At 67.6% G+C, this 17683-nt stretch carries 17 protein-coding genes; 8 read left to right on the forward strand and 9 right to left on the reverse strand.

Annotated elements, in window-relative coordinates; all coding sequences use genetic code 11:
- The first annotated feature begins 18 nt into the window (after positions 1–18).
- The gene (paaX, locus tag CBM2586_RS25755) at positions 19–942 is read left to right on the forward strand and encodes a phenylacetic acid degradation operon negative regulatory protein PaaX (protein WP_115690635.1); all 924 of its coding nucleotides are present in this window, start codon (positions 19–21) and stop codon (positions 940–942) included.
- A gap of 92 nt (positions 943–1034) precedes the next feature.
- On the opposite strand, the gene boxA is transcribed toward paaX, so the two are convergent.
- The 4 genes from boxA to CBM2586_RS25775 all read right to left on the reverse strand — a co-directional run bounded on the left by boxA (position 1035) and on the right by CBM2586_RS25775 (position 6793).
- Positions 1035–2315, reverse strand: a complete 1281-nt coding sequence (boxA, locus tag CBM2586_RS25760; RefSeq protein ID WP_115663932.1) for a benzoyl-CoA 2,3-epoxidase subunit BoxA — start codon at positions 2313–2315, stop codon at positions 1035–1037.
- A 223-nt stretch (positions 2316–2538) separates the two neighbouring features.
- Positions 2539–3966, reverse strand: a complete 1428-nt coding sequence (gene boxB / locus CBM2586_RS25765; RefSeq protein ID WP_112775592.1) for a benzoyl-CoA 2,3-epoxidase subunit BoxB — start codon at positions 3964–3966, stop codon at positions 2539–2541.
- Between the two features lie 45 nt (positions 3967–4011).
- The gene (gene boxC, locus CBM2586_RS25770; protein WP_115690637.1) at positions 4012–5670 is read right to left on the reverse strand and encodes a 2,3-epoxybenzoyl-CoA dihydrolase; all 1659 of its coding nucleotides are present in this window, start codon (positions 5668–5670) and stop codon (positions 4012–4014) included.
- 160 nt (positions 5671–5830) lie between these two features.
- Positions 5831–6793: a helix-turn-helix transcriptional regulator gene (locus tag CBM2586_RS25775; RefSeq protein WP_115666399.1), complete on the reverse strand. Its 963-nt coding sequence runs from the start codon at positions 6791–6793 to the stop codon at positions 5831–5833.
- A gap of 91 nt (positions 6794–6884) precedes the next feature.
- On the opposite strand from CBM2586_RS25775, the gene CBM2586_RS25780 reads away from it, so the two are divergent.
- From CBM2586_RS25780 to CBM2586_RS25795, 4 genes are all read left to right on the forward strand, one after another.
- The gene (locus tag CBM2586_RS25780) at positions 6885–7349 is read left to right on the forward strand and encodes a DUF4863 family protein (RefSeq protein ID WP_115690639.1); all 465 of its coding nucleotides are present in this window, start codon (positions 6885–6887) and stop codon (positions 7347–7349) included.
- Between the two features lie 8 nt (positions 7350–7357).
- Positions 7358–8905 (forward strand): 3,4-dehydroadipyl-CoA semialdehyde dehydrogenase, encoded by a 1548-nt coding sequence (locus CBM2586_RS25785; RefSeq protein WP_115663928.1) that lies wholly within the window; start codon positions 7358–7360, stop codon positions 8903–8905.
- A gap of 87 nt (positions 8906–8992) precedes the next feature.
- Positions 8993–10597 (forward strand): benzoate-CoA ligase family protein, encoded by a 1605-nt coding sequence (locus tag CBM2586_RS25790; protein WP_115663927.1) that lies wholly within the window; start codon positions 8993–8995, stop codon positions 10595–10597.
- Positions 10598–10644: 47 nt separating this feature from the next.
- A complete protein-coding gene (locus tag CBM2586_RS25795) occupies positions 10645–12012 on the forward strand; it encodes an MFS transporter (RefSeq protein WP_115663926.1) in 1368 nt (455 codons plus the stop codon).
- Positions 12013–12094: 82 nt separating this feature from the next.
- Here the strand turns inward: CBM2586_RS25795 and ycaC are convergent, their stop codons facing one another.
- The gene (ycaC, locus tag CBM2586_RS25800; RefSeq protein ID WP_115663925.1) at positions 12095–12721 is read right to left on the reverse strand and encodes an isochorismate family cysteine hydrolase YcaC; all 627 of its coding nucleotides are present in this window, start codon (positions 12719–12721) and stop codon (positions 12095–12097) included.
- A gap of 87 nt (positions 12722–12808) precedes the next feature.
- The gene (locus CBM2586_RS25805; RefSeq protein WP_115690641.1) at positions 12809–13486 is read right to left on the reverse strand and encodes an isochorismatase family protein; all 678 of its coding nucleotides are present in this window, start codon (positions 13484–13486) and stop codon (positions 12809–12811) included.
- A gap of 147 nt (positions 13487–13633) precedes the next feature.
- Here CBM2586_RS25805 and CBM2586_RS25810 point away from each other — a divergent pair, with 147 nt between their 5' ends.
- The 3 genes from CBM2586_RS25810 (at position 13634) to CBM2586_RS25820 (ending at position 15530) form a co-directional block, all read left to right on the forward strand.
- Positions 13634–14542 (forward strand): LysR family transcriptional regulator, encoded by a 909-nt coding sequence (locus CBM2586_RS25810; RefSeq protein ID WP_115663923.1) that lies wholly within the window; start codon positions 13634–13636, stop codon positions 14540–14542.
- Between the two features lie 442 nt (positions 14543–14984).
- Positions 14985–15218 (forward strand): isochorismatase, encoded by a 234-nt coding sequence (locus tag CBM2586_RS25815; RefSeq protein ID WP_115663922.1) that lies wholly within the window; start codon positions 14985–14987, stop codon positions 15216–15218.
- 57 nt (positions 15219–15275) lie between these two features.
- The gene (locus CBM2586_RS25820; RefSeq protein WP_115663921.1) at positions 15276–15530 is read left to right on the forward strand and encodes a translation initiation factor 1; all 255 of its coding nucleotides are present in this window, start codon (positions 15276–15278) and stop codon (positions 15528–15530) included.
- A gap of 25 nt (positions 15531–15555) precedes the next feature.
- Here the strand turns inward: CBM2586_RS25820 and CBM2586_RS25825 are convergent, their stop codons facing one another.
- The 3 genes from CBM2586_RS25825 to ald all read right to left on the reverse strand — a co-directional run bounded on the left by CBM2586_RS25825 (position 15556) and on the right by ald (position 17666).
- Entirely contained in the window at positions 15556–15930 is a 375-nt protein-coding gene (locus CBM2586_RS25825; protein ID WP_115663920.1) for a hypothetical protein, read from the reverse strand.
- 97 nt (positions 15931–16027) lie between these two features.
- Complete coding sequence (locus CBM2586_RS25830; RefSeq protein ID WP_115663919.1) at positions 16028–16324, reverse strand: hypothetical protein; 297 nt, start codon at positions 16322–16324, stop codon at positions 16028–16030.
- A 223-nt stretch (positions 16325–16547) separates the two neighbouring features.
- Positions 16548–17666 (reverse strand): alanine dehydrogenase, encoded by a 1119-nt coding sequence (gene ald / locus CBM2586_RS25835; protein WP_115663918.1) that lies wholly within the window; start codon positions 17664–17666, stop codon positions 16548–16550.
- Between the last annotated feature and the right edge of the window lie 17 nt (positions 17667–17683).

A 17683-nucleotide genomic window follows, 5' to 3' on the forward strand; every position in this document is an offset into this window, starting at 1 on the left:
TCACTTCAAGGGCCTGCGATGGCGACTTCACCTGACCCGGAACAACCCTCTGCACGCCTTGGCCGGCTGGCGCGCGGACTCAAGCTGGGGGCCAATTCGCTGCTGGTGACGCTGTTCGGCGACGTGGTGGCGCCGCGGCCGCAGGCGGTGTGGCTGGGGAGCCTGATCCGCCTCGCCGCACCGTTCGGCATCAACGACCGGCTGGTGCGCACGGCCACGTTCCGGCTGACCGCGGACGACTGGCTGAGCGCCATCAGGATCGGACGGCGCAGCTACTACGGACTGTCGGAAGCCGGGTTGCAACGCGTGCTGCACGCCGGCAAGCGCATCTATGCGGGCGAAGCGCAGGAATGGGATGGCCGCTGGACCATGGTGATGGTGCGCGGTGACGTACGCGCCACCGTGCGGCAAAAGCTGAAGCGGGAATTGTTGTGGGAGGGCTTTGGCGCGATCGCGCCAGGGGTGATGGCGCATCCCAATGCGGACCTGGGATCGCTGCGCGAGATCATCGGCGCGGCACGCGCGCAGGAGTACGTCGCGGTGATGGAGGCAAGCAGCCTGGAAGCGTTCCCGATCCAGCCGCTGCAGGCGCTGATGCACCAGACCTTCAAGCTGGGCGACGTCGCGGACGCGTGGCAGGCGCTGCTGCGGCGCTTTTCACCCCTGGCGGAAGAAGCGGCGCAACTACCGCCGGCCGATGCCTATTTCGTCCGGACACTGCTGGTACATGAATACCGGCGCGTGCTGCTGCGCGATCCCAACCTGCCGGAGGCGCTGCTGCCGCAGGACTGGCCCGGGCGCACGGCGCGGGAGATGTGCAGTGGGATGTATGGTTCGCTGTTGGCGGCGAGCGAGGATTACCTGCAGCGCACGGTGGAGGTGGCGGAGGGGAAACTGGCGGATGCGGGGAAGGTGTTGCGCAGGCGGTTTGCGCATGGCTGAAAACTTTCCCCTTCGCTTGTTTGCTCCCCTCTCCCGCTAGCGGGCGAGGGGAGCCTGTGCCAGCCGCGATGGCACTGATTGCAGTATCGCGTTTAATACGTCTCCAGATGCAGCCGCCCGTCGCGCTTCAACCCTTCCGCCAGCGTCTCCCAATGCAGCCCCGCATGCTGTGCCACTTCGCGCAGCGCCAGCACCACGCCCTCCTCCATGCTCTTCAGCCCGCAGACGTAGAAGTACGTATCGGATGAAGCCAGCAACGCGGCCAGATCCGCCGCGCGCTCGCGCATCAGGTCCTGTACATAGCGCTTGGGCTGCCCCGGCGTGCGCGAGAACGCCAGGTTGATGTCGATGAAATCCTTCGGCAGCTTCTGCAGCGGCCCGAAGTACGGCAGCTCCTCCCGCGTGCGCGCACCGAAGAACAGCATCAGCTTGCCGCCGTCGAATTTGCCGGCCTTGCGCAGCCGGCGGCGCCATTCAGTCATCGCCCGCATCGGCGCGCTGCCGGTGCCCGTGCAGATCATCACGATGTTCGAGCGCGGGTGGTTGGGCATGAGGAAGCTGGCGCCGAACGGGCCGATCACTTCCACCTTGTCGCCCACCTTCAGGTCGCACATGTAGTTGGATCCCACGCCACGCACGGGATTGCCGTCATGGTCCTGCAGCACGCGCTTGATGGTCAGCGACAGGTTGTTGTAGCCCGGCCGCTCGCCGTTGCGCGCGCTGGCGATGGAGTACTGGCGCGCGTGGTGCGGCCGGCCGCCCTCACCGGTGCCGGGCGGGACGATGCCGATGGACTGGCCTTCGAGCACCGGGAAGGGCGTCGTGCCGAAGTCCAGCACGATGTGGTGCGTATCGTATTCACGTCCGACATCGGTCACGCGCACATTGCCGGTCACCGTGGCGGTGATGGTCTTGTGGGCAGACTTCGCGCCATAGAGGTTGGTATAGGCATGCGCGGCGGACCACGGCGGCACGGTGGCGCCGTAGCGCGCGCTGTTGAGGGTCTCTTCGCCGGTGCCGGCGAGCGGCGACGTGACTGGAATCTCCGGCGGGGCGGTGTGCGCCCCGGCGCCGGGCGCCAGGTCGGCCAGTTGTTCGGGCGAGAGTTCTTCTGGCAGCGTGTCCCAGGTCAGTTGCTCTTCAACGCTGTAGGCGCGCAGTTTCGGCATGTCGCGCCAGTTGTCGATCGAGCCGGTCGGACACGGGGAAATGCAGGCCATGCACAGGTTGCACTTGTCGGCATCGACCACGTAGTTGCGTGAGTCGTGCGTGATCGCGCCCACCGGGCAGGTGGCTTCGCAGGTGTTGCAGCGGATGCAGATCTCGGGATCGATCAGGTGCTGCTTGATGACTTGAATTTCTGCCATGTCCATGGCGGTCTCCACAAATCAGAGGGCATCGCGGGCACTGCGCTCGAGCTTGCCAAGGCCCGTCGCGAACGCTCCCCTCTCCCGCGCAGTGGGAGAGGGGGGGGGAGAGGGCCGGAGCCTCAACGAAGTGCAACTCGTCGGTATGCCATCGCCTGCCCTCTCCCCCGGCCCCTCTCCCGCATGCGGGAGAGGGGAGCAAACCGGGAGCGGTTGGTAAGACCGTGAATCAGTTAAACCGCACGTACTCGAAATCCACCGGCTGGCGGTTGATGCCCATGACGGGCGGCGCGATCCAGTTGGCGAACTTGCCCGGCTCGACCACGCGGCCCATCAGGCTGGCGACGAAGGCGCGGTCGCCTTCGGTGGGCAGCCACTGGTCGCGGAAGTCGCGCCATTCGGCGTCGGAGATCACGCGGCCGTCGGGCGATACCTTCACGCCGGCGAGCGCGCCGATGTTGCGGTGGAACGCCTTGTGCGGCACCTTCAGCCGGAACGGGATCCCGGCCTTCTCGATCACCTTGTTCCAGCGCTCGACGCCGGCCATGCTGTCCTTGATGTAGTCGTCGCGCAGCACTTCGTTGAGCGCGTTGAGCATCGGCACTTCCTTCTCGGTCAGCTGGCCGTTCTGCGCCTGCAGGATGCGGTAGGTCTGGCCCTTGAGCACGTGGTCGTCCATGCGCTTGCCTTCTTCGTAGCGGCCCTTCAGGCCGGTGCTGTAGAAGGTGGCGGCGTTGCTCGACTCATCGGCGCCGAACAGGTCGATCGTGACGCTGTAGTGGAAGTTCAGGTAGCGCTGGATGGTCGGCAGGTCGATCACGCCGGCGGCACGCAGCTTCGCGGGATCGTCGGTCTTCAGCTCGTTCATCACCTGGCAGGTGCGCTGGATCACGCGCGACACGCCGCTCTCGCCGACGAACATGTGGTGCGCTTCCTCGGTCAGCATGAATTTGGTGGTCCGTGCCAGCGGGTCGAATGCGCTTTCCGCCAGCGCGCACAGCTGGAACTTGCCGTCGCGGTCGGTGAAGTAGGTGAACATGAAGAACGACAGCCAGTCGGGCGTCTGTTCGTTGAACGCCTGCAGGATGCGCGGGTTGTCCTGCTGGCCGCTGCGGCGCTCCAGCAGCGCCTCGCCTTCCTCGCGGCCGTCGCGGCCGAAGTACTTGTGCAGCAGGTACACCATGGCCCACAGGTGGCGGCCCTCTTCCACGTTCACCTGGAACAGGTTGCGCAGGTCATACATGCTGGGCGCGGTCAGGCCCAGGTGGCGCTGCTGCTCGACCGATGCCGGCTCGGTATCGCCCTGCGTCACGATGATGCGGCGCAGGTTGGCGCGATATTCCCCGGGAATGTCCTGCCACGCATCCTCGCCCTTGTGGTCGCCGAAGTGGATCTTGCGGTTGGCCTCGGCGGGGTTCAGGAAGATGCCCCAGCGGTAGTCCGGCATCTTGACGTGGCCGAAGTGGGCCCAGCCCTGCGGGTCGACGCTGATCGCGGTGCGCAGGTAGATGTCGTGCTGGTGCGAGCCTTCCGGGCCCATGTCGTTCCACCAGCTCAGGTAGTTGGGCTGCCATTGCTCGAGCGCGCGCTGCAGGGTGCGGTCTTCGCTCAGGTTGACGTTGTTGGGGATCTTGTCGCTGTAGTTGATGCCGGACATGGTGGTCTCCGTTATGCGGGCGATGCGGTATGCGTTCAGGGGTGGTCAGACCCGGTTCCAGTCGAAGGCGGCCTTGTCGCCCTTGCCGTAGACCTTGAGCGCACCCTTGTCGCCGACCGCGTTGGGGCGCTGGAAGATCCAGTTCTGCCACGCGGTCAGGCGGCCGAAGATGCGGGTGAACATGTTTTCCTGGCCGTTGAAGCGCAGGTTGGCTTCCATGCCGGTGAGCGCGTCGGGCGACATCGCCACGCGCTCTTCCAGCGCGATGCGGACTTCGTCGGTCCAGTCGATATCGTCGGGATTGGCGGTGACCAGGCCCAGCGCGTAGGCGGCATCGGCGTCGAGCGGCTGGCCGGCCCTGGCGCGCACGGCATCGAGCGCGGGCTGTTCGTCGTAGAAGCGGCGGCCGAGGCGGCTCTGGCCGGTCGCCATCGGGTACAGGCCGAAGTTGACGTCGGCCACGGTGATCTTTGGCGCGCGCACCGCGTCGTCGGGCAGCGCCAGGTGGTAGCTGCGGTCGCACGCCAGCGCCAGTTCCAGGAAGGTGCCGGCAAAGCAGGAGTCCGGCTCGATCAGCGCGAACAGGCTGCGCGACGACACGTCCAGGCGACTCAGCGTGCGGCGCAGCAGCCCGATGGTCTCGCGCACGAACCAGTGGTCCTTGTGCGCCAGCAGCGTGGCGTCGCTGGCCAGCACCGCGGCGGCATCGCCACCGGTCTTGATCAGCCAGGTGCCGATGTCGAGTTCATTGGTGCGCATCGACAGGATCGCGTCTTCCAGTTCGCGCGCCAGTTGCAGCGGGTACCAGTTGGCGCCGGCCCGCACGATTTCATCAATGTTCTGCGGCTGCGTGCCCGTCGGCGCCTTCACCGTGAAGGTAGCGGTGCGGCCGGCACGGTCGATTTCCACAGTCACGTGCGTATAGCGCAGCGCATCGGCTTCAATGGTGCGCTCGATCGGCGCGAGCGCGACGCCCTGCGCAGCGGCCGGCCGGTCGCTCTGCGCGGCCAGTGCCAGCGCGCGCTCCTGCACCTTCTGCGCGAACACCGCCGGCTTGGCAATATCGTCGACCAGGCGCCAGTCCTTGGCGCGCTGGCCGCGCACGCCTTCGGTGGTGGTGCAGAAGATGTCGGCGAGGTCATGGCGCACATGGCGCTTGTCGGTGACGCGGGTCAGGCCGCCGGTGCCCGGCAGCACACCCAGCAGCGGCACTTCCGGCAGGCTTACCGCCGACGAGCGGTCGTCGACCAGCAGGATCTCGTCGCAGGCCAGTGCCAGCTCATAGCCGCCGCCGGCGCAGGCGCCGTTGACCGCGGCCAGGAACTTCAGGCCGCTGTGCTGCGAGGAATCCTCGATGCCGTTGCGGGTCTCGTTGGTGAACTTGCAGAAGTTGACCTTCCAGGCGTGGCTGCTGACGCCGAGCATGAAAATGTTGGCGCCCGAGCAGAACACCTTGTCCTTGCCGCTGGTGACGACCACGGTGCGCACTTCGGGGTGCTCGAAGCGGATACGGTTGAGCGCGTCGTTCAGTTCGATGTCGACGCCGAGGTCATAGCTGTTGAGCTTGAGCTTGTAGCCGGGACGCAGGCCGGCGTTCTCGTCGATATCCACCGCCAGCGTGGCGACGGGGCCGTCGAAGGCCAGCTTCAGATGCTTGTATTGGGAAGGATCGGTCTGGTAGTCGACGCGGGGGGCGGTGGTCACGGCGGGGTCTCCTCTGCGAAACTGCACTATCGTGCATCAACGGGTATCGGCTTGAGACGAACTATAATTCATCAATCCGATTTTTATCAAGCACTATTGTGCAGATTACTCGAGACGTGACCGGCACTGCCCCCGTCGTGGGGTCATTGCGCCAGCGCCGTCACACCGGCATGCGCAACGCCTGCCGCACCAGCTGGCGCAGGACGGCAAAGGTGGCATCGAGCGGCTGCGCGCTGGTGTCCAGCGCAAACTCGGCCTTGGAATAGAAGGCGGCGCGGCCGTCCAGGATCTGGCGCAGGTCTTCCATGGCCTCCTTGCTGGCCGCCATCGGCCGGAAGTCGCCCTGCGCGCGCACCCGCTCCATATGCTGTTCGGGCTCGGCCTGGAGCCACACCGTGGTGCAGTGGGCCAGCAGAAGGTTGAAGGTGGCGGGGTCCGACACCAGGCCGCCGGGCGTGGCGATCACGGCCTCGGGATAGATCTGGATGGCCTCCTCCAGCGCGCGCCGCTCGTAGCGGCGATAGGCGTTCATGCCGTACAGGCCCTGGATCTCGGAGATGCTGCAGCCGGCGAATTTCTCGATCTCGCGACTCAGCTCCACGAACGGGAAATCCAGATCCTCGGCCAGCATCCCGCCCAGTGTGGTCTTGCCGGCGCCGCGCAGGCCGATCAGCGCCACGCGCGGACTGCGCGCGGCCTGGGCCGCATTCTCGCCGCCGGTGCCGAGCAGCTCGCCCACGGCAATGCGCACGCGCCGCAGCGTGGCTTCGTCGCGGTGTTCCAGCAGCTCGCGCAACAGGATCCATTCCGGCGACGAGGTAGTGACGTCGCCCAGCAGTCCCGCCAGCGAGCACTGCAGGGCCTCGGCCACGTGCTGCAGCACCAGGATGGAGGCATTGCCGCTGCCGTATTCGAGGTTGGCCAGATGCCGCTCGGAAACGCCGGCCGCCTGCGCGGCGGCCTTGCGGGTCAGGCCGCGGCAGGCCCGCTGCGCGCGCACGCGCTCGCCCAGGGACACCAGGAAAGGGTTCTTCTCCGCGGTGTTGGCGGCGGCGGCGCTTGAACCATCCTGCAGCTCCGCATCCGGGGTTAACCCAGATTCATGCAATATAGTGCTTGACATGATTTCCACGCGGCTCTATTTTTCATACATGCACAATAATGCATGATGCCAGTGAAGGCAACTGGCGTATCAGACGGAGCCCCTCTTTCCCATGTCACACACTGAATTCCGCAGCCAGGTCGCCCGGCTCACCGCGCAACTGGCAGGCCGCCCGCTCGACCCGGCGCTCGATGACTGGCTCAACGCCGAGCACGGCGCGGGCAGCCCCACCTACCAGCAACTGATGGCGTCATGCCAGGCCGGCGTGGCCGATGGCTGGCTGTGCAACCGCGCAGGCGGCGGCATCCGCTACGGCCGCATCTTCAAGCCCGCCGACGACCTGCACGGGTTTTCGGTCGACGTGGTCGACATGCACGACATCGCCGGACCGCACCATATTCATCCCGAGGGCGAGATCGACCTGATCATGCCGCTCGACCGGGACGCGCGTTTCGACGGCCGCCCCGCCGGCTGGCTGGTGTGCCCGCCGGGCAGCGCCCATCGCCCCACCGTCAGCAATGGCCGCGCGCTGGTGCTTTACCTGCTGCCGCAAGGCCGCATCGACTTCACCCGCTGAGGACTGCCATGACCGAACTGCTTTCCAACTATCTCGGCGGCGAATGGCAGGCCGGCAGCGGCAGCGGCACGCCCCTGTTCGATCCCGTGCTGGGCGATGAACTGGTGCGGGTCGATGCCAGCGGCCTGGACCTCGCCGCCGGCTTTGCCTTCGCGCGCGAACAGGGCGGCGCCGCGCTGCGGGCGCTGAGCTACCGCCAGCGTGCCGCGCTGCTGGGTGAAGTCGTCAAGGTGCTGCAGGCCAGCCGCGATGCCTATTACGAGATTGCCACCGCGAACAGCGGCACCGTGAAGAACGATTCCGCGGTCGATATCGATGGCGGCATCTTTACGCTGGGCACCTATGCGAAGCTGGGCGATACGCTTGGCGACCGCCACTACCTGCTCGACGGCGAGGCCGCTCGGCTGGGCAAGGATCCGCTGTTCCAGTCGCAGCACGTGCTGGTGCCCACGCGCGGCGTGGCGCTGTTTATCAACGCCTTCAACTTCCCGGGCTGGGGGCTGTGGGAAAAGGCGGCCCCGGCGCTGCTGGCCGGCGTGCCGGTGATCGTCAAACCCGCCACCGCCACGGCCTGGCTGACCCAGCGCATGGTGCGCGACGTGGTCGAGGCCGGCGTGCTGCCAGCGGGCGCGCTGTCGGTCATCTGCGGCAGCTCGGCGGGACTGCTGGACCAGCTGCAGCCGTTCGACGTGGTGTCTTTCACCGGCTCGGCCGATACCGCGGCGGTGATCCGCTCGCATCCAGCCATCGCGCAGCGCTCGGTGCGCGTGAATATCGAGGCGGACAGCATCAACAGCGCGCTGCTGCTGCCGCAGGCCGAGCCGGACACCGCCGCGTTCGACCTGCTGGTGAAGGAAGTGGTGCGCGAGATGACGGTCAAGTCCGGCCAGAAATGCACCGCGATCCGCCGCGTGTTCGTGCCCGCGGCACTCTACGGGCAGGCCGCCGAAGCGATCGGCGCGCGGCTGTCGAAAGTCACCGTCGGCAATCCGCGCCATGACGAGGTGCGCATGGGCGCGCTGGTCAGCCGCGCGCAGTTCGATGCGGTCACCGCAGGGCTTGCGGCGTTGCGCCAGCACGCACAGGTGCTGCATGACGGCACGCGCCAGCGGCTGGTCGACGCCGATCCGGCCGTGGCCTGCTGCATCGGGCCGACGCTGCTCGGCGTCAGCGATGCCGATGCGGCCGCGGTGGTGCATGACACCGAGGTGTTTGGCCCGGTCGCCACGCTGCTGCCCTATCGCGACACCCCGCATGCGCTCGCGCTGGTGCGCCGCGGCCAGGGCTCGCTGGTGGCTTCGCTCTATGGCAGCGACGCGGCCGCGCTCGGCGCTGCCGCGCTGGAACTGGCAGACAGCCATGGGCGCGTGCATGTGATATCGCCCGAGGTGGCGCAGCTGCACACCGGCCACGGCAACGTCATGCCGCAATCGCTGCACGGCGGCCCGGGCCGCGCCGGCGGCGGCGAAGAGCTGGGCGGCCTGCGCGCCCTGCACTTTTATCACCGCCGCAGCGCGATCCAGGCCAGCACCGCGGTGCTCGGCAGCCTGGCCTGACCGATCCGGCCCCCGCAATTTTTTCCCGCGTCGCCACATCCGCATGGCGGCGCGGCACACCGTACCTCAGCAACGGGGAGACAACCCATGCACGCCACGAACGCAGCGCCACCGGTCCGGCCACCCGGCACCCCCTTCAACTTTGCCGCGCACCTGCTCGACTGCAATGCCGCGCGCCCCGGCAAGGTGGCTTATCTCGACGACGATGGCCAGCTCAGCTATGGCGAACTCGAGCAGCGGGTGCGGCGCCTGGCCGCGGCGCTGCTCGGCGCCGGCATCCGCCGCGAAGAGCGCGTGCTGCTGTTGATGCACGACTGCACCGACTGGCCGGTATGCTTCCTTGGCGCGATGTACGCCGGCATCGTTCCGGTGGCCGTCAACACCTTGCTGACCGCCGACGACTACGCCTACATGCTGCAGCACAGCCGCGCCCAGGCGGTGCTGGTCTCGGCCGCGCTGCTGCCGGTATTGCAGGACGCGCTGGCGCGGCCCGGGCACGAGGTGCAGCAGGTGCTGGTGTCGCGTGCGCAAGCAGCCTTGCCCGATGGCATGGCGGCGCTGGAACCGGCGCTGGCCGCGCAGGCACCGCTGCCGGCGCCCGCCGCCACCGGCTGCGACGATCCCGGCTTCTGGCTCTATTCGTCGGGCTCGACCGGCCAGCCCAAGGGCGTGGTGCACAGCCACGCCAACCCCTACTGGACCGCGGCGCTCTATGCCGGGCCGGTGCTCGGCCTGAACGAGCAGGATGTGTGCTTCTCCGCGGCCAAGCTGTATTTCGCCTACGGGCTCGGCAACGGCCTCAGCTTTCCGCTCAGCGTCGGCGCCACGGTGGTGTTGATGGCCGAGCGCCCCACGCCCGATGCCACCTTCCGCCGCTGGCTGCAGCACCGGCCCACGGTGTTCTTCGGCGCGCCGACCGGCTATGCCGGCCTGCTCGCGTCGCCGGCGCTGCCGGCCCGCGCCGAGGTCGCGCTGCGGCTGTGCTCGTCGGCCGGCGAAGCGCTGCCGGCCGACCTCGGCGAGCGTTTCACCGCGCATTTCGGCTGCGAGATCATCGACGGCATCGGCTCCACCGAGATGCTGCATATCTTCCTGTCCAACCGCCCCGGCCAGGTGCGCTACGGCACCACAGGCTGGCCGGTGCCGGGCTACAGCGTCGAGCTGCGCGACGAAGACGGGCGTGCCGTGCCCGACGGCGAGATCGGCGACCTGTATATCCAGGGCCCCAGCGCCGCGATGATGTACTGGGCCAACCGCGAGAAATCGCGCGAGACCTTCCGCGGCGGCTGGACCAAGAGCGGCGACAAGTACGTGCGCAACCCCGACGGCAGCTACAGCTACGCCGGACGCAGCGACGACATGCTCAAGGTCAGCGGCATCTATGTGTCGCCGTTCGAGGTCGAGGCCACGCTGGTTCAGCACCCCGCGGTGCTGGAAGCCGCGGTGATTGGCGTGCCCGACCAGGACGGCCTGGTCAAGACCAAGGCCTTCGTGGTGCTGAAAGCGGGCGCGCAGTTGCGCGAGGACGAACTGAAGGCCTTCGTCAAGGAACGCCTGGCCGCCTGGAAGTACCCGCGCACGATCGCCTTCGTCGAGGCGCTGCCCAAGACCGCCACCGGCAAGATCCAGCGCTTCCTGCTGCGCGAACGAGAACTGCAGGCCGCCGCAGAGCGTGCCGCCGCGGTGGCGTGAGCGGCAACGCCGCCCTGCCGCACCCCCCAACCATCCGGAGACAAACCATGCGTCAGATCGATGTCCACCAGCTGGCCGACACGGCCGGCTTCAACCGCTTCCATGCGCTGATCCTGTTCTGGTGCGCGCTGATCATCATCTTCGACGGCTATGACCTGGCCGTGGCCGGCATCGCGCTGCCGTCGATCATGAAGGAGATGGGCGTGACCGCCACCAGCGCGGGCTTCATGGTCAGCTCGGCACTGTTCGGCATGATGTTCGGCGCGATCTTTCTCGGCACCGTGGCCGACCGCATCGGGCGCCGGCGCGCCATCGCCATCTGCGTGGCGCTGTTCAGCGTGTTCACCGCGGCGGCGGGCCTGACCAGCGATCCGGTCAGCTTCAGCGTCACGCGCTTCCTGGCGGGGCTGGGCATCGGCGGGGTGATGCCCAACGTGGTCGCGCAGATGACCGAGTATTCGCCGCGCAAGCTGCGCGGCACGCTGGTGACGCTGATGTTCAGCGGCTATTCGGTCGGCGGCATGCTCGCCGCGCTGCTGGGCAAGGGGCTGATCGAAAGCTACGGCTGGCAGTCGGTGTTCCTCGCCGCCGGCCTGCCGGTGGTGCTGATCCCGGTGGTGCTGCGCGCGCTGCCCGAGTCGATGCCTTACCTGATCCGCACCGGCCAGACCGCCGCGCTGCAGTCGGTGGTGTCGCGGCTGGCGCCGTCGCATCGCCCCCAGGCCGGCGATGTCTTCGTGCTCCCCGCCGACGACGGCGATGCCCGCGCGGCCGGCGGCACGCCGATCCGCCGCCTGTTCCAGGACGGGCGCGGCGTCAGCACGGTGATGTTCTGGGTCGCGTTCTTCATGTGCTTGTTCATGGTCTACGCGCTCAGTTCGTGGCTGACCAAGCTGATGGCGGGCGCGGGCTACAGCCTGGGCTCGGCGCTGACTTTCGTGCTGGTGCTGAATTTCGGCGCGATGCTGGGCGCGATCGGCGGCGGCTGGCTGGCCGACCGGCTGCCGATCAAGCACGTGCTGGTCGGCATGTATGCGCTGGCGGCGGTGTCGATCACGCTGCTGGGCTATCCGATGCCGAGCGCCGCGCTGTTCGTGGTGGTGGGCCTGGCGGGCGCGTCCACCATCGGCACGCAGATCGTCACCTATGCCTACGCGGGCCAGTTCTACCCGATCGCGGTGCGCGGTACCGGCATCGGCTGGGCCTCGGGCGTGGGCCGCAGCGGCGCCATCCTGGCACCGATCGTGATTGGCGTGCTGGTGGGGATGTCGCTGCCGCTGCAGCAGAATTTCATGGCAATGGCAATCCCGGCGGTGATCGCGGCAGGTGCGGTGTCGATGATCAACCACCGGCGCTCGGCCTCGGCGCAGGCCGAAGCGGGGGCGCCGGTGCGAGCGGTGGTAAAAGGAGCCTGAGGGAGCTCGACCGTCGCTTGCGTGCCCTCTCTCCCGCTTGCGGGAGAGAGGAGCAAACCGGCAGCGTACCGGGCTGCACGGCTTACTTGCCGCCCTTCACCGTCGTATAAGCCGTAATCAGATTCCGGTAGTCCGGGATATGGTTCGAGAACAGCGTGCCCAGCCCTTCGATGTCGTTGCGCCAGTCGCGATGCAGTTCGCAGGCCACGCCGAACCATGTCATCAGCTGCGCGCCGGCCTCGGACATCCGTCGCCAGGCCGAATCGCGCGTCAGTTCATTGAAGGTGCCCGAGGCATCGGTCACGACGAACACTTCAAAGCCTTCTTCAAGCGCCGACAGCGCCGGGAATGCCACGCATACCTCGGTGACCACGCCGGCGATCAGCAACTGCTTCTTGCCGGTGGCGCGCACGGCCGCGACGAAGTCCTCGTTGTCCCAGGCATTGATCTGGCCGGGGCGCGGAATGAACGGCGCATCCGGGAACATGGCCTTGAGTTCGGGCACCAGCGGCCCGTTGGGGCCGTCCTCGAAACTGGTGGTCAGCACCGTCGGCAGCTTGAAGTACTTGGCCAGGTCGGCCAGCGCCAGCACGTTGTTCTTGAACCGGTCGGGCTCGATGTCCCGCACCAGCGACAGCAGGCCGGCCTGGTGGTCGACCATCAGCACGGCTGCCTGGGTCTTGTCCAGGCGCTTGTAGGGCTTGCTCATGATGTGCTCCGATGGATGGAAGCGGTGCGGACGCACGCCGGCGCCGCGAGCCCGCCGCCATGGGGTGAGGCCGTTGCCGGCCGGTCGTCAGCGGCTGGAGTCCAGCACTTCGTTGTTCTTCTGCACGTCCTGCGCCTTCATGTAGCTCTCGATCAGCAACTGGTAAGCCGGGAAGATCCTGGTGTAGACCTCGGCCCATTGCTGAGCGTCCGGGCGGTTCCAGCTCTGCTGCAATTCCGAGGCCACGGCCGCGGTGTCCATCGGCACCACGCCGGCCTGGACGATGCGCGCCAGGGTAATCTCCTGCGCCATCTTGGAATAGGTGCCCGAGGCGTCCACCACCGCGAACACCTTGTAGCCGTCAGCCACCGCGCTGATCGACGGGAACGCCATGCATACGCTGGTGATGGTGCCGGCGATGATCAACGTCTTCTTGCCGGTTTCACGCACGGCGGCGACGAAGTCGGGGTTGTCCCAGGCGTTGATCTCGCCCTTGCGCGCGACGTATTTGGCATGCGGCGCGTTCTCGTGGATCTCGGGGATCAGCGGGCCGTTGGGGCCCTGCGGCACCGAAGCGGTGGTGATCACCGGCAGCTTGCACAGCGTCGCCATCCTGGCCAGCGCGGCGGCGCGCAGGCGCAGTTCGGGCATCGGCATGTCGCCCACGGTCTGGAACAGGCCACTCTGGTGGTCGATCAGCAGCATTGCCGTATCGGCGGGATCGATGGCCGGACGCTTGCCGTTGAAATTGGCGGGGGTAGTCATTGCGCATTCTCCTATGCGGTTGGCAAAACCGGCGGACCGGGCATCCGGAACCGACCGTGTTGCGAAAGCATAGGACTTGGCAAATACCGCCGGTAGGCCGGAAAATCCGCCTTCAGCGTCCTACTGGCAGGACGACAGGAGCCGCGCTTGCATCCGGACCTCAACGACCTGTACTACTTCGCGCAAGTGGTCGACCACCAGGGCTTTGCCCCGGCCGGCCGCGTGCTGGGCATCCCCAAGTCCAAGCTCAGCCGGCGCGTGGCCCTGCTGGAAGAGCGCCTGGGCGTGCGCCTGATCCAGCGCTCGACGCGGCGATTTTCCGTGACCGAGCTGGGACAGACCTATTACGGCCACTGCAAGGCCATGCTGGTCGAGGCCGAGGCCGCCGAGAGCGCGATCGAGCAAAGCCGCGCCGAGCCCAGCGGGCTGGTGCGCATGACCTGCCCGGTGGCCCTGCTGCATGCGCGCGTGGGCGAGATGGTGGCCGACTTCATGGCGGCCAATCCCAGGGTCATCGTGCACCTGGAGGCCACCAACCGGCGCGTCGACGTGGTGGCCGAGGGCATCGACCTGGCCGTGCGCGTGCGCGTGCCGCCGCTGGAAGACAGCGACCTGGTGATGCGCGTGCTGGCGCAGCGCGCCTGGTGCTTTGTCGCCAGCCCCGCGCTGCTGGCCGGCCACGGACCGCTGCTGGCGCCGGCGGACCTGAACGCCCTGCCCACGCTGGACCTGGGCCCGCCGCGCCCGTCGCACACCTGGTCGCTGTACGGGCCCGGCGGCGCCAGCGCCGACCTGCACCACAAGCCCCGGCTGGTCACCGACGACATGATCATGCTGCGCACCGCGGCGGTGGCCGGCGCCGGCGTCGTGCAGCTGCCGGTGATGATGATGACCGACGAGCTGCGCGCCGGCCGCCTGGTCAAGGTGCTGCCGGAATGGTCGGTCAAGGGCGGCGTGATCCACGCCGTGTTTCCGTCGCGGCGCGGGCTGCTGCCGTCGGTGCGCGAGCTGATCGATTTCCTGTCGCAGCGCTTCGCGCAGATCAACGAATCCTGAGCCCTGCATGACCGGCGTGGCGGGGAGCAGCGTCCGTCACGCGAACCGGCGCGCCTGTGGAAAGTGGTATCATGCCGGTTCTCATGCACGGATCGGCAGGGCCGACACCAGTGCGCCAGCCGCACACGGAACGACGGTTTCACCGGAAGCGCTCCGTGCCGTGTCATCCGCGGCGGCATGGCGGGCGCACCCCCGATGCATCCATGGGCCGAAGCGCCCACCACCCATCCGACCGGCGGCTATTCCGCTCCGCGACGATCGCCCGGACCACCGGCGCATCGGCTCGCGCAGGCACGGTCCACTTCACGCCAGCTGCAACGCCCGCGCCCCGCAGGTATGGCGCTGGCCCATCGCAACGGCTGACGGCCGCCACCGCACCGCGGGTTGCATCGGATGCCGACGCAACGCGCCAGCTTCGGCCGCGCCATGAACAGGTAAGCCATTGAATCGAGTCAATCCCATCCGACACAACCCTTATACCGTTTCCGTCTATCCGATCGAGCAGGAACCCGGCCTCTGGTTCGCGACCTACATGATTGCGGAATACCGCAATGGCGCCGAACGCATCGTCGCCAACGTCGCCATGCGCCACGACACGCACCGCTCCGAAGCGCGCGCCAGGCGCGCCGCCCGCCGCGCCGGCGAACAGGCCGCGGCGCGCCTGCGCCAGCAATAAGCCGCGCCGGCGCGTGCCATCCGCCACACCGAATTTCTAGATCAAGGAGAACCGATCATGTCCGTCATCGAAGAATGGGAAGCCCTGCACCTGACGCCCGAGGGCTGGCAGCCCGGCAGCTACCGGCATGCGCCGTGGCAGGCCGTGGAAGTGGCTGCGCCCGCGACCGGCGTGCTGACCGTCAGGCGCCACGTGACCGCCACCTACTGCGGTCCGTCGCGCGCGGTGGAAGACCGCACCCCGCAGACCACGGACATGGCACTGATCGAAGCGCTGCTGGAGCGCCACGGCAACCCTGTGTTCCAGATCTGATTGCCTGCGCGCAGGACCCGGCGCGTCAGCCCAGCACGCGCACATGCGGCCGGGCGGTCCTGAGCCCGGCGCCGACGGTGCGCAACTCGCCGTCCCATGGGGCGGCGGCCAGGTCCAGTACGTAGTCGCCCTCGCGCGCCTTGTCGTGCAACTGGTCACGCACCACCTGGCCGATGGCGACGCGGCACAAGGCCTCGCCACTGCTGGCGAGCTGGCCGCGCAAGGCGGCCGGATCGGCCAGCACGCCGAACGAACGCCGCCCCACGCCGACGAAGCTGGTGAACAGCACGCCGGTGGGGCGCTCGGCATCGATAAAGCAGACGGCCACGTGGTAGGTAGTGCCTTTGCCCTCGCCGGGCAGCGTGCACAGAAAACCGGATGATCCCGTACGCATGTCCATGAACGGACTCCTTGCAGTCTGACGGAGGACGCCGCACGCCTTGGCTGTGCCGCAACGGGCCAATGCTGGCGACTACGAAGGTACCCGCCCGGAAAGTTCAGCCCTGCAATCCGGCCAGCGCTACCGATACCCCCGGCACGGTGCCATTTATGATGTCCTCGGCATAGCGCAGTGCGCCGCGGCGCGCGCCGCCCACATTGTCCCAGGGCGCGGCCTGCAGGCGGAACGTGCGCGCCTGGCCATCTTCGGGCGACTGGCCGGCCAGGCAGATCACCACCGCGGCATCGAAAGAACGGTCGGGCCGCGGTTCGGGCCACACGCGCGCGGCGGCATGCCTGTACACCAGGGGATAAAGGTCATATCCCTTGTAAGTCGCAGCCGGATGGGTATCCATGGCAGCCTCCGCCATTTAGTGGTCTTGCCCCCACTCTACCCTTGTTGTCGCGTCCGCAGTGGCTTTATTTCCGTTTTGCCAGACTTCTCCACGCACGACAGCCGGGCGGGAGGCAAGTTGTAACAACGGTTGGCAAACCTCCGGCGCCTGATTGCACGCTGACCGGCCAGGTAACCGCCCATGCCGGGGCACGATTGCCTGGCGGTCCTGGCACGGGATCGCCTCAATGCGTCAGCAACTGCGCAGCCTCGTGATAGGCATAGCCGAGATCGTGAGCAACCTCCTTGCAGGTCACCTTGCCGAACGCCACGTTCAGACCATTGGCAAGGTGCGGGTTGTCCGCCAATGCGGTCTTCCAGCCTTTGTCAGCGATCTGCAGGGCGAACGGCAACGTGGCGTTATTGAGCGCATAGGTCGATGTACGCGGCACCGCCCCCGGCATATTGGCAACGCAATAGTGCAACACGCTGCCGACCAGATAGGTGGGATCAGCGTGGGTCGTCGCCCTGGCGGTCTCGCAGCAGCCGCCCTGATCGATCGCCACATCGACGATGACCGAACCCGGCTTCATCGCATCCACCATGCCGGCGCTCACCAGCTTGGGCGCGGCGGCGCCCGGTATCAGCACGCCACCGATGACGAGATCGGCCGACAGTACGTGGCGCTCCAGGTTGTCCTGGTTGGAGTAGACCGTCGTCACGCGGGCGCCCAGCAAGCGGTCCATGCGCCGCAGCACATCGATATTGCGGTCGATCACCACCACCTGGGCGCCGGTGCCCACGGCGATCTGCGCCGCGTTGCTGCCAACCACGCCCCCGCCGAGAATGACGATCTTGGCCGGCTCCACGCCCGCCACGCCGCCCAGAAGGACGCCCATGCCGCCGCGCGCCTTCTCCAGGCAGTGCGCCCCGGCCTGCACCGACATGCGGCCAGCAACCTCCGACATCGGCGCCAGCAGCGGCAGGCCGCCACCGGCCTGGGTCACGGTCTCGTAGGCAATGCAGACCGCACCGCTGCGGACGAGATCGGCACACTGTTCCGGGTCTGGCGCGAGGTGCAGGTAGGTATAGAGGATCTGCCCCTCCCGCAGCATGGCACGCTCACCGGCCTGAGGCTCCTTTACCTTGATGATCATCTCGGCCTTGGCGAAGACCTCCTCCGCCGACTCGGCAATGGTCGCGCCGGCCTTGCGATAGTCGGCATCGCTGGCGCCAATGCCGGCGCCGGCAGCCGTCTGCACCAGCACCTCGTGGCCGTGTGCCGCCATCTCCCGCACGGACGACGGCGTCAGGCCGACGCGATACTCATGGTTCTTGATTTCCTTCGGAACTCCGATCCTCATGGCTGTCTCCTTCTTTA

The sequence above is a fragment of the Cupriavidus taiwanensis genome, assembly GCF_900250115.1.
Taxonomy (GTDB): Bacteria; Pseudomonadota; Gammaproteobacteria; order Burkholderiales; family Burkholderiaceae; genus Cupriavidus; species Cupriavidus taiwanensis_B.

Coding starts and splice junctions, on each gene's coding strand:
- paaX (WP_115690635.1), top strand. CDS start 19: ATGGCGACTTCACCTGACCCGGAACAACCCTCTGCACGCCTTGGCCGG.
- boxA (WP_115663932.1), bottom strand. CDS start 2,315: ATGGACATGGCAGAAATTCAAGTCATCAAGCAGCACCTGATCGATCCC.
- boxB (WP_112775592.1), bottom strand. CDS start 3,966: ATGTCCGGCATCAACTACAGCGACAAGATCCCCAACAACGTCAACCTG.
- CBM2586_RS25775 (WP_115666399.1), bottom strand. CDS start 6,793: ATGTCAAGCACTATATTGCATGAATCTGGGTTAACCCCGGATGCGGAG.
- CBM2586_RS25780 (WP_115690639.1), top strand. CDS start 6,885: ATGTCACACACTGAATTCCGCAGCCAGGTCGCCCGGCTCACCGCGCAA.
- CBM2586_RS25785 (WP_115663928.1), top strand. CDS start 7,358: ATGACCGAACTGCTTTCCAACTATCTCGGCGGCGAATGGCAGGCCGGC.
- CBM2586_RS25790 (WP_115663927.1), top strand. CDS start 8,993: ATGCACGCCACGAACGCAGCGCCACCGGTCCGGCCACCCGGCACCCCC.
- CBM2586_RS25795 (WP_115663926.1), top strand. CDS start 10,645: ATGCGTCAGATCGATGTCCACCAGCTGGCCGACACGGCCGGCTTCAAC.
- ycaC (WP_115663925.1), bottom strand. CDS start 12,721: ATGAGCAAGCCCTACAAGCGCCTGGACAAGACCCAGGCAGCCGTGCTG.
- CBM2586_RS25805 (WP_115690641.1), bottom strand. CDS start 13,486: ATGACTACCCCCGCCAATTTCAACGGCAAGCGTCCGGCCATCGATCCC.
- CBM2586_RS25820 (WP_115663921.1), top strand. CDS start 15,276: ATGTCCGTCATCGAAGAATGGGAAGCCCTGCACCTGACGCCCGAGGGC.
- CBM2586_RS25825 (WP_115663920.1), bottom strand. CDS start 15,930: ATGGACATGCGTACGGGATCATCCGGTTTTCTGTGCACGCTGCCCGGC.
- CBM2586_RS25830 (WP_115663919.1), bottom strand. CDS start 16,324: ATGGATACCCATCCGGCTGCGACTTACAAGGGATATGACCTTTATCCC.
- ald (WP_115663918.1), bottom strand. CDS start 17,666: ATGAGGATCGGAGTTCCGAAGGAAATCAAGAACCATGAGTATCGCGTC.